The 3,937-nt window shown below is 75.1% G+C and carries 5 protein-coding genes; 1 reads left to right on the top strand and 4 read right to left on the bottom strand.

All coding sequences use genetic code 11. The features are described 5' to 3' along the window. Positions 1 to 5: 5 nt before the first annotated feature. On the top strand, positions 6 to 2,003 hold the full coding sequence (locus ACWEVO_RS32065) for an acyl-CoA dehydrogenase family protein (RefSeq protein WP_452311195.1): 1,998 nt from the start codon (positions 6 to 8) through the stop codon (positions 2,001 to 2,003). A 232-nt stretch (positions 2,004 to 2,235) separates the two neighbouring features. Here ACWEVO_RS32065 and ACWEVO_RS32060 read toward each other — a convergent pair whose 3' ends face one another. The 4 genes from ACWEVO_RS32060 to ACWEVO_RS32045 are packed head-to-tail and all read right to left on the bottom strand — an operon-like array spanning position 2,236 to position 3,800. After that, positions 2,236 to 2,406: a hypothetical protein gene (locus tag ACWEVO_RS32060; RefSeq protein ID WP_452311193.1), complete on the bottom strand. Its 171-nt coding sequence runs from the start codon at positions 2,404 to 2,406 to the stop codon at positions 2,236 to 2,238. Positions 2,407 to 2,415: 9 nt separating this feature from the next. Beyond that, positions 2,416 to 3,021, bottom strand: a complete 606-nt coding sequence (locus tag ACWEVO_RS32055) for a hypothetical protein (protein WP_452311192.1) — start codon at positions 3,019 to 3,021, stop codon at positions 2,416 to 2,418. Between the two features lie 48 nt (positions 3,022 to 3,069). Next, positions 3,070 to 3,462, bottom strand: a complete 393-nt coding sequence (locus tag ACWEVO_RS32050; protein ID WP_452311194.1) for a Fur family transcriptional regulator — start codon at positions 3,460 to 3,462, stop codon at positions 3,070 to 3,072. A 35-nt stretch (positions 3,463 to 3,497) separates the two neighbouring features. Next, a complete protein-coding gene (locus tag ACWEVO_RS32045; protein WP_393184241.1) occupies positions 3,498 to 3,800 on the bottom strand; it encodes an ArsR/SmtB family transcription factor in 303 nt (100 codons plus the stop codon). Between the last annotated feature and the right edge of the window lie 137 nt (positions 3,801 to 3,937).

Genomic DNA, 3,937 nt, shown 5'->3' with positions numbered 1-3,937 from the left:
GTCGGATGGCCCCGATCGACGACGCCGATCCGCCGGCCGGCACCGCCGCCGCGGTCGACGAGGCGGGCGGGGCGGGCCCGCTGCCGGGCGAGGCCGGCCAGGTCTCCGAGAAGGAGGCCCGCCAGGTCGCCGAGGCGGCCCGCGAGGCGGCCTGGGACCGGCCCAGCTTCGGCAAGGAACTCTTCCTCGGCCGGTTCCGGCTGGACCAGATCAACCCGTGGCCCCGCTCCGACCCGAACGACGTCGCGCGGGCCGAGGAGTTCCTCGGCGCGTTCGGGGCGTACCTGGACGCCGAGGTGGACGGCGCGGCGATCGAGCGGGACGCGCGCATCCCCGACGAGGTCTTCCACGGGCTGGCCCGGCTGGGCGCCTTCGGCATGAAGATCGACCGGAAGTACGGCGGTCTCGGGCTGAGCAACCTGCACTACTGCCGGGCGCTGATGCGGGCCGGCTCGGTCAACCCGGCGATCGGCGCGCTGCTCTCCGCGCACCAGTCGATCGGCGTGCCGCAGCCGCTGAAGATGTTCGGCACGGCCGAGCAGAAGCAGCGGTTCCTGCCCCGTCTGGCCGCCGGCGAGGTCTCCGCGTTCCTGCTCACCGAGCCCGACGTCGGCTCCGACCCGGCCCGGCTGGCCACCACGGCCGAGCCGACCGAGGACGGCACCGGCTACCGGCTCAACGGGGTGAAGCTCTGGGCCACCAACGGCACGGTCGCCACCCTGCTGGTGGTGATGGCCCGGGTGCCGGCCACCGACGGGCGGCGCGGCGGCATCACCGCCTTCGTGGTGGAGGGCGACAGCCCCGGCATCACCGTCGAGCGGCGCAACGCCTTCGTCGGCCTGCGTGGCCTGGAGAACAGCCTCACCCGGTTCCACGACGTCTTCGTGCCGAAGGAGAACGTGATCGGTGGCGAGGGCAAGGGCCTGAAGATCGCGCTGACCACGCTGAACACCGGGCGGCTGTCGCTGCCGGCGATGTGCGTCGGGGCCGGCAAGTGGTCGCTGAACGTGGCCCGGGAGTGGGCGGCCGACCGGGTCCAGTGGGGCCGGCCGGTGGGCGAGCACGAGGCGGTCGCCAAGAAACTGGCCTTCATCGCCGCCACCACGTACGGCATGGAGAGCATGCTCGACCTCTGCTGCCTGCTCGCCGACGACGACCGCAACGACATCCGGATCGAGGCCGCGCTGGTGAAGCTCTACGCCAGCGAGATGGCCTGGAAGATCGCCGACGAGATGATCCAGATCCGCGGCGGGCGGGGCTACGAGACGGCCGAGTCCCTGGCCGCCCGGGGCGAGCGGCCGGCCGTGGCCGAGCAGATCCTCCGCGACCTGCGGATCAACCGGATCTTCGAGGGCTCCACCGAGATCATGCACCTGCTGATCGCCCGGGAGGCGGTGGACGCGCACCTCTCGGTGGCCGGCGACATCATCGACCCGGACGCCGGGTTGGGTCGCAAGGCGAAGGCGGGCGCCCGGGCCGGCGCCTTCTACGCCAGGTGGCTGCCCACCCTGGCGGTCGGCCGGGGCCAGGCGCCCGGGGCCTACCACGAGTTCGGCCCGCTCGCCGGGCACCTGCGGCACGTCGAGCGGACCTCCCGCAAGCTGGCCCGGTCCACCTTCTACGCGATGTCCCGCTGGCAGGGAAAGATGGAACGCAAGCAGGCCTTCCTCGGCCGGGTGGTGGACATCGGCGCGGAGCTGTTCGCGATGTCCGCGGTCTGCGTGCGGGCGGTCGCCGAGCGGGACACCCACCCGGAGAACGTCGAGCTGGCCGATCTGTTCTGCCGGCAGGCCCGGTTGCGGATCGACGAGCTGTTCACCGGGCTGTGGTCCAACACCGACTCGGTCGACGTGGCCGCCGCGAAGCGGATCCTCGCCGGCCGGTACGCCGCCCTGGAGGAGGGGGTGGCGACCCCGCCGACGGACCTGCCCTGGGTGGCCCGCTGGCAGCCGGGCCCGTCCACGGCCGAGGACGTCCGCCGCCGCATCCCGCCGGCCGGCTGACCCCGCCGCCCGCGGCCCCACCCGGGACGCCGGGCCCGCGGCGCCCCGGCCCACGCGGCCAGGCGTCCCGCGAGTCGCGGTAGGTCGGGGTGTCCAGCCGACCGGATGGCCCGGCCTGCCGCATCCCGCGCTGGGCCGCGCCCCGCCGGTGGCCGGCGCCTCGCCGTCAGCCGGCGCTCGGCTGGCGCCCGGCCGGCGGCCGGCGCGGCCGATCCGCCGCGCGGGGAGTGGGTCAGGCGCGGGCGATCGCCCAGGCGATCACGCCGGCCAGGATCAGCCCGTTCAGCGCGGCCAGCACCAGGTACGCCGCCGGGGGGATCCGCCGACCCTTGCGCACGAAGCTCACCAGGATGCCCGCGTACACCAGCAGCAGCACGGCGACGGCGATCAGGAAGTACAGCACCGCTGTACCTTACCGGCCGCCCTTCAGGCCGAGTCCGCGCAGCTCCAGCGCGGCGAGCGCGTCGACCGTGGCGTCGTCGCCGCGCCGCCACGCCTCGGCCACGTCGGGCGCGATCCGGGTCAGCTTCGCCAGCGGCTGGCCGGCGAGCGCGCGCAGCGCCAGCAGGTCCCGCCCGGCCGGGGCGGCGGCGAGCGCGCGCGCCGAGCCGGCCCGGCGCATCCAGCGCACCCGCAGCGGCAGCCAGCCGAACAGCACCAGGCCGAGCGGGAAGACCAGCACGGCGATGCTCAGCGCCAGGGCCAGCTGACCGACCAGCTCCTGCTGGTCGCGGCCGGCCTCGGCGACCGCCCGCGCGGCGTCGGCGGCCTTGTTGAACGGTGCGGTCAGCTCGTCGCCCACCAGCGGCACCCGGCCGACCTTGCCGCCCGCCTCGGCCAGGTTGTCGGCCAGGCCACCGCCGGCCCCCTCCAGCTTCCGCCCCGGTACGGCGAGCTTCTCGACCAGGTCGTACAGCCAGAGCGCGAAGCGGATCGACGCGTACACCCAGGCGACCACGAGCAGGTCGGTGAGGAGCTGACGGAGGGCGGTCGGGAAACGATCAGCGTAGATCTTCACGCCGGACAGCGTGCCACGGTCCGGCCCCGGTGGCACGGCGGGATCTGCTCAGCGGGCGCAGGCCGGACAGGTGCCGAAGATCTCCAGGGTGTGGCTCACCTCGGCGTACCCGTGCTCGGCGGCGACCCGCTCCGCCCAGCTCTCCACCGCCGGCCCGGCCACCTCGACCGTCCGCCCGCAGGCCCGGCAGACCAGATGGTGGTGGTGGCCCTCGCTGCACCGCCGGTAGAGGTGCTCCCCGCCGGGCGGCCGCATCACGTCGATCTCGCCCGCGTCGGCGAGGCCCTGCAGGGTGCGGTAGACGGTGGTCAGGCCGACCCGCTCGCCGCGCTGGCGCAGCATCGCGTGCAGGTCCTGCGCGCTGTGGAAGCCCTCCACCTCGGCGAGCAGCGCGCTCACCGCGGTCCGCTGCCGGGTGTTCCGCAGCGACCCCTCGGTCATGCCGTCACCGCCCCGCGGCCGGACGGTCCGCCCGGTCACGACGGCCCCTCCCCGGCGTGGCTGACCGCGTCCGCGACGATGTGCGCGACGTGCTCGTCGACCAGCGCGTACGCGATCTCGCGCCCGCGCCGGGAGCCGCGCACCACACCCGCCCCGCGCAGCACCCGCAGGTGCTGGGAGACCAGCGGCTGCGGGGCGCCGAGCTTCTCCACCAGCTCGTGCACGCAGCGCTCGCCGGCGGCCAGCTCGCTCACGATCGCCAGCCGGATGGGTGCCGACAGCGCGCGCAGCAGGTCACCCGCGCCCTCGAAGGCGTCGTACCCGTTCGTCGCCGTCACCCCGTAACGGTAACCAATGCCGACTGGTTCGGTCCGGGACGGCTCACCGGAGCGCGACCTCGTGCTCCGGCGGCTCGGCGACCGCCTCGGCGGGCGCCACGGCCGGCCGGGACCACCGGCGCACCGCCCGCCCGATC

Source organism: Micromonospora sp. NPDC003776, from assembly GCF_053605645.1.
The sequence above is the reverse complement of the archived record's forward strand: the minus strand, read 5'-3'. Positions and strand labels throughout refer to the sequence as shown.